Raw genomic sequence first — 7,265 nt, 5'->3', positions numbered from 1 at the left:
ATGGTGCCGGGCTTATGGGTGCAGCTGGAGCAGATACCATTGACGCTATCAGGAAAAATAGATCGGCAGGCATTTCCAGATCCGGATGTATCCGTGCAATTGAAAGATCAGTATGAGGCGCCGCGCAATGTGGTGGAAGAAAAACTGGCRRYGATCTGGAAAGAGTTGCTGAAWGCRGARCGGATCGGTATTCATGATGACTTTTTTGAACTGGGTGGYCATTCGCTGCTGGCGATACGCTTGATTTCACTGATCCGCAAGGAGCTGTCGGCAGAGGTGTCAATCGGCGACGTATTTGACTATCCGACTATCGCTGGTCTTGCAGCGCAAATTGGAAATGTTACTGATTTCAGATTGCTGCCACCGGTGACGGCGCAGCAGCGACCAACATATATTCCTTTGTCTTTCAGCCAGGAACGCTTATGGTTGATTGATCAGCTTGAAGGAGGAGGATCGTATCATGTTCCCACTGTACTCCGGCTTCACGGAACAGTGGATGCAGCCGGACTCGAATATGCTTTGCGCACCATCATCAATCGTCATGAAGTGTTACGGACGGTGATCCTTGCGAAGGAAGGCAGACCATATCAACAGATGCTGGAAGTCGGGTTGTGGAAGCTCGATATTATAGACGGGGCAGGATATTCCGCAGATCAGACCTTATTACAGCAACGGATAGAAACATTGATTCGTACACCATTTGATCTGTCGGCTGATCATATGCTGCGGGGGCATTTGATCCGGATAGGTGATAAGGAAAGTATACTGGTGGTAACGATTCATCATATTGCCTCTGATGGCTGGTCGAAAACAATCATCGCGAGAGAGTTCGCAGCATTGTACCGTAGTTATGTAGAAGGTCATGTGACGGATTTGCCGGTATTGGATATCCAGTATGCAGACTATGCCATCTGGCAACGGACACATCTTACGGTTACTATGCTGGAGCAGAAAATGGTGTATTGGCGCAACTGCCTGCATGGGGTAGCGCCATTGATTTTGCCAACTGATTTCGTGAGACCTTTGGTGCAACGGTCAGAAGGAAGTGGTATGCTGTTTACCCTCCAGCGCGATTTAACAGATAGGCTGCAACAATTGTGTCAACAGGAAGGGGTGACCATGTTCATGTTATTACTAGCTGCATTTAAAGTACTGTTACACCGGTATAGTGGTCAGGAAGATGTATGTGTAGGAAGCCCGATAACAGGACGGCAGCAGCATGAAACGGAAGGATTGATTGGCTTCTTCATCAATACCCTGGTATTACGCAGTCAGGTATCAGGGGAGATGCGCGTGTCTGATTTATTGGCGCAGGTGAGGAAAATGACGCTGGAAGCCTATGAGCACCAGGAAGTGCCTTTTGAAAAAATAGTGGAAGCCGTAACAAAGGACCGCGACCTGTCAAGAAGTCCCTTGTTCCAGGTGATGTTTGTATATCAGAATAAACAAAACAAAGCAGGAGAAGACAATGGACAACTGCCAGGAATAAGGCAGTCCACGGAATTCTTTGAACATACTACGTCGAAATTTGATCTCACATTTTCAATAGCAGAAGCAGGAGAAGGATTAAACGGTAGCATTGAATATTGTACGGCGCTATTTAAGGAGAAAACCGTTACGCAGATGTCCGCCCATTTCAACCGGCTGTTGGAGTCGATGGTGGCCGGAATAGATGCCACAGTAGGAGAGTTGAATATGCTGACCATCGCAGAAGAGCGGCTGTTGCTCGAAGACCTCAACGGGCCGGAGGTGGCATATCCTGAAAATAAAACTGTGGTAGACCTGTTTGAAGAACAGGTAGCCAGCACACCAGAGGCTATTGCGGTGGAATTTGAAGACATGCAGATGAGCTATGCAATGCTGGATGAAAGAAGCAATCAGCTGGCTGCTTATCTGCGTAATGCAGGCGTGAAAGCAGAGACGTTGGTACCTGTTTGCCTGGAGCGCAGCGCGGAGATGCTGATAGGTATATTGGGTGTTCTGAAAGCAGGAGGCGCGTATGTCCCCATTGATCCGGAATATCCTGCGGATAGGATAGCCTACATGCTGGAAGATACAAACGCAAAAGTTGTGTTGACGAGTGCGGTCAGTGTCGGGCAGTTGCCTGTCGGGGAGGGACGGCAGGTTATAAGTCTGAATGGTGATTGGGAACATATCAGGCGGGAGGCGGAAGCTGCCGGAATAAAGAGGAATGTGATCAATCCGGATCAGTTGATGTACGTGATATATACCTCCGGCTCTACTGGTCAACCTAAGGGTGTAATGGTGCCACATAGAGGGGTGGTGAACCGGTTGTTGTGGGGGCAGGGTCATTACCAGTTGATGCCGGAAGATAAGGTGCTTCAAAAAACGACTTTTTGTTTTGATGTATCTGTATGGGAACTTTTTTGGCCACTGCTCACCGGAAGTCGGGTGGTATTTGCCAGACCGGGTGGGCAAAAGGAGAATGAATATCTGAGAGCGGTTATTGATAGCGCCGGAATAACAGTAATGCATTTCGTGCCATCGATGCTGGAGCCCTTTTTATTGGATCTGCCAGCCAAAGCGGAGACGCCGCTGCGAAAAGTTTTTTGCAGTGGCGAGGCGTTGACAGTGGCGGAGGTAAAGCTGTTTAAAGAAAAATTACCGGATACGGAATTACATAACCTATACGGACCTACGGAGGCTTCCATTGAAGTAACTCACTGGAGCCTCCCGGAGGAAATAGAAGAGATCAGGCGGGTGCCTATTGGCAGACCCATTGCCAATACAGGTATCCGCATTATAAGTGACGATAAAGCGCTGACACACCACGGAGGTATAGGGGATATTTATATCGCGGGTGTCCAGGTGGCACGCGGGTATTGGAAGCAGCCCACATTGACCGCGGAAAAATTTGTAGCGGATCCATACAGTAAAATAGCGGGAGCGCGGATGTATAAAACAGGTGACCTTGGCAGATGGTTACCAGATGGAAACATTGAATACCTTGGTCGGAAAGATGATCAGGTAAAAATCCGTGGTTACCGGATTGAGTTAGGTGAGATAGGGAATGTGCTGCAGCAGAGTGGCCTTGTTAATCAGGGTGTGGTAATGGCCCGGACAGGCGGAGATGGCAATAAACAGTTGGTAGGGTACATCGTAACGAAAGACGCTTTTGATAAGGAGCCCCTGATGGCGTATATGCGTGCACGTCTGCCGGAATATATGGTGCCGGGATTATGGGTACACCTCGACAAAATTCCATTAATGCCATCAGGAAAAGTAGACCGGCAGGCATTGCCGGATCCCGATGTGTCATTGATGCTGAAGGGGCAATATGAGGCGCCGCGCAACATAGTGGAGGAGAAACTGACCGTAATCTGGGAGGATTTGCTGATGGTAACACGTATCGGGATCCATGATAACTTTTTTGAATTGGGTGGTCATTCACTGTTGGCTACCAGGGTGGTATCGGCTATACGCCGGGAATTGGGATGGGAGGCAATGATCAGGGACATGTTCAGTTATCCAACTATTGCGAAGCTGGCCGGTCACCTGATTAGTAGTGAAAAAGTTGTATTGCTGCCGGCAGTGACGATACAGCGGCAATCAGCGCATATTCCTTTGTCCTTTAGCCAGGAACGCTTATGGCTGATAGATCAGTTGGAAGGAAGTCTGTCATATCATATTCCTACCGTACTTCGGTTGCAGGAAACGGTGGATATAGCGGGGCTGGAATATGCCTTGCACACCATCGTCAATCGCCATGAAGTACTCCGGACTGTGATCCTTGCGGAGGAAGGCCGGCCATATCAAAAGATCATGGAAGCCGGGGAATGGAAACTGGACATCATAGACGGAGGGGGATATGCACACGACCATACCTTGTTGCAGCAGCGGATAACGGAATTGATCCATATGCCATTTGATCTGTCGTCAGATCATATGCTGCGGGGCCACTTGATCCGGATAGGTGATCAGGAGAATATACTGGTAGTAACCATTCATCATATTGCTTCAGATGGTTGGTCAAGAACAATTATGGAGCGCGAGTTCCGCGAATTATACAGGAGTTATGTGGAAGGCCGTACGGCGGATTTGCCGGTATTAGAAATCCGGTATGCAGATTATGCTATCTGGCAACGGACGCATCTTACGGGAAGAATACTGGAGCAGAAAATGGTGTATTGGCAGAACCGGTTGCAGGGAGTATCTCCATTGGTCCTGCCAACTGATTTTGTGAGACCTCCGGTGCAACAATCAGCAGGAAGTGGGGTGCTATTTACCATTCCAGGGCCATTGAAAGATAAACTGCAGCTGTTATGCCAGCAGGAAGGTGTTACCATGTTCATGCTATTGCTGGCTGCATTTAAGGTGATGTTACACCGCTACAGTGGTCAGGAAGATATATGTGTGGGAAGCCCGGCTGCAGGGCGGCAGCAGCATGAAATAGAGGGATTAATGGGCTTCTTTATCAATACCCTGGCATTACGTAGTCATGTATCAGGAGAAATGCGCGTGTCAGATCTGTTGACACACGTGAAAGAAAGAACACTGGAAGCCTATGAACATCAGGAGGTGCCCTTTGAAAAAATAGTGGAGGCCGTAATAAAGGAACGGGATATCTCGAGGAGTCCCTTGTTCCAGGTAATGTTTGTATATCAGACCAAACAAAATAAAACTGGAGAAGACAGTGTTCAATTGCCTGGAATAGCAMAATCTGTGGAGGCTTTTGAGCATACAACATCAAAATTCGATCTCACATTTTCCATATCGGAAGGTACAGAAGAGCTATACGGCAGCATTGAATATGCTACTGCGCTCTTTAAGAAAGATACTATCATTAGCATGTCGGCACATTTTAATCAGGTGCTGACGTCAATGGCAGCAGGAATGGATACTACGGTGGGAGCGCTCCGCATGTTGACCATGCAGGAGGAACAGTTGTTGCTGGAAGGCTTGAATGGGCCGGTGGTGGCATATCCTGCACATAAGACGTTGGTGGATCTGTTTGAGGAGCGCGCAGTCAGGATCCCCAACGCTACAGCAGTGTTGTTTGATTCGCCGGATAAAACCAGCACGTTAACGTATCAGCAATTGAATGAACGTAGTAATCAACTCGCGCACTATTTAAAGCAAGAGGGTGTAACAGCAGAAACGCTGGTGCCTGTATGCCTGGAGCGTGGGATTGATATGTTGGTAGCCATATGGGGAATCTTAAAAGCAGGTGGCGCTTATGTACCCATTGACCCGGAGTATCCGGCAGCACGTATCAGTTATGTGTTGGAAGATACGGCAGCCGACATTGTTTTAAGCAGTACGGCCAGCTGTTCGAAGCTGCCAGAAAGTACCGCTTTTCAAGTAGTAAGTATGGATGGGGATTGGGATCTTATCAGCCGTCAGCCGAAAACGTCGGTGGCCGTGTCTCTTCATCCCGATCAGCTGGCATATGTCATTTATACCTCCGGCTCTACCGGCACACCTAAAGGAGTGATGAGTAAGCATAGTGGGGTGGTGAACCTGGTGTATAGCCTGGCAGGGCCTTTGTCGTTGCGGGAAGGTATTTGCGTTTATCAATTTGCCTCTTTTGGTTTTGATGCATCGGTGTTAGAAGTGTTCTGTACGATGTTATACGGGGGGCGGTTGGTGCAATCCGATAAAGAAACAATATTAGATCCGGGCATTTTTGTAGATATTCTTAACAGGCAACAGGTAGAATGGGTATTACTGCCACCAAGCTATCAGTCGCAGCTAAAGGGACCATTACCTCATTTGAAAACTATTATATCAGGAGGTGAAATGTTGCATGTGGGAGCGGCGGAAGAAATATTGCAGCAAGGGATCAGATTACTGAATGCGTATGGTCCGACTGAGAATTCTGTGTGTGCCATTTTATCGGAGCATCCTATAATGGAAGATGGATCGGTGACTATCGGTAAACCAATTGGCAACGTGCAGATATATATCATCAATGAGGAGGGTAGTTTGCAACCATTTGGTGTATCGGGAGAAATCTGTATTGGTGGTGTTGGTGTGGCGCGTGGCTATTGGCAAAGAGAAGCGTTGACAGCAGAAAAATTTGTAACGAATCCTTATAGTAAAATACCCGGAGCACGGATGTATAAAACGGGTGACCTCGGCTGTTGGCTGCCAGATGGAAACATCGAATACCAGGGGAGAAAAGATGATCAGGTGAAAATCCGTGGCCACCGTATCGAGCCTGGTGAAATAGAGCAGGTGTTACAGCAGAGCGGTCTGGTCACCCAGGCAGTGGTACTAGCTCGTGGTGACAGTGCCGGTAATATGCGGTTAGTCGGTTATGTGGTGGTGGAAGGAATTTTTAACAGAGAGGTGATTGTTACTTATCTGAAGGATCGCCTGCCGGAATATATGGTGCCGGCATTATGGGTGGAGTTGGCAGAACTGCCGGTAACACCTAATGGGAAGGTAGATCGTAAAGCGCTACCGGATCCGGAGATGTCGGAGTTGCTGAAGGAACAATATGTGGCGCCGCGCAATACAGTGGAAATAACATTGGCAGCCATCTGGCAGGAGTTGCTGGGAGTACAACAGGTAGGGATATACGATAATTTCTTTGAGCTGGGTGGTGATTCCATTATTTCTATTCAAGTGGTGAGTCGCGCCCGCCGTGCAGGCTACACATTGCGCCCCCGGGACCTGTTCGTTCAGCAAACAATAGCCGGTTTGGTAAATGTATTACAGGAACAGGACAGGGAGGACAGCGATGGAGAGCAGGGAAAACTTTCGGGCGTAAGCGGTTTGCTGCCTATTCAGCAATGGTGGTTGGAACAGGGGCAACCTTCGGTATCACATTTTAATCAGAGTATCTTATTAGGACTATCTAAAGAGATCAGCAGGGTAACGCTGGAGTCGGCGGTGCAGCAACTACTGCAACAGCACGATGTACTTCGCTTCCATTACCATCAGGGAACAGACGGCTGGGAGCAAACCTACGGGACTGCTGGAAGTATTTTATTGGGGGAAGATCTGTCGGAAGTAAATCTGTCAGCATTGCCGGAAATGATTACGGCAAGATCAGATTATTACCAGGGCAGCCTGGATATTTTAAAGGGCGACCTGGTGCGGATAGTGCTGTTTGAAACACCCGTGGAGGAGCCGCAAAACCGGTTGTTAATGGTGGTGCATCATCTGGCGATAGATGGCGTGTCGTGGCGGATATTGATGGAAGACCTGTCGCTGTTGCTGGAGGGTACTCAGTCCGGACAGGCAGTGTCACTGGGCAGCAAAGGCCACTCTTACCGGCAATGGCAGGAAGGATTGGT

Annotated in this window: 1 protein-coding gene; it reads left to right on the top strand. The window is 48.5% G+C overall.

Annotated elements, in window-relative coordinates:
* Positions 1-7,265: amino acid adenylation domain-containing protein (locus AC1DP6_RS36185; protein WP_477059262.1), on the top strand; the 7,265-nt coding region annotated here is incomplete at both ends.

It is taken from the genome of Chitinophaga sp. 01L420, assembly GCF_056399985.1.
The sequence above is the reverse complement of the archived record's forward strand: the minus strand, read 5'-3'. Positions and strand labels throughout refer to the sequence as shown.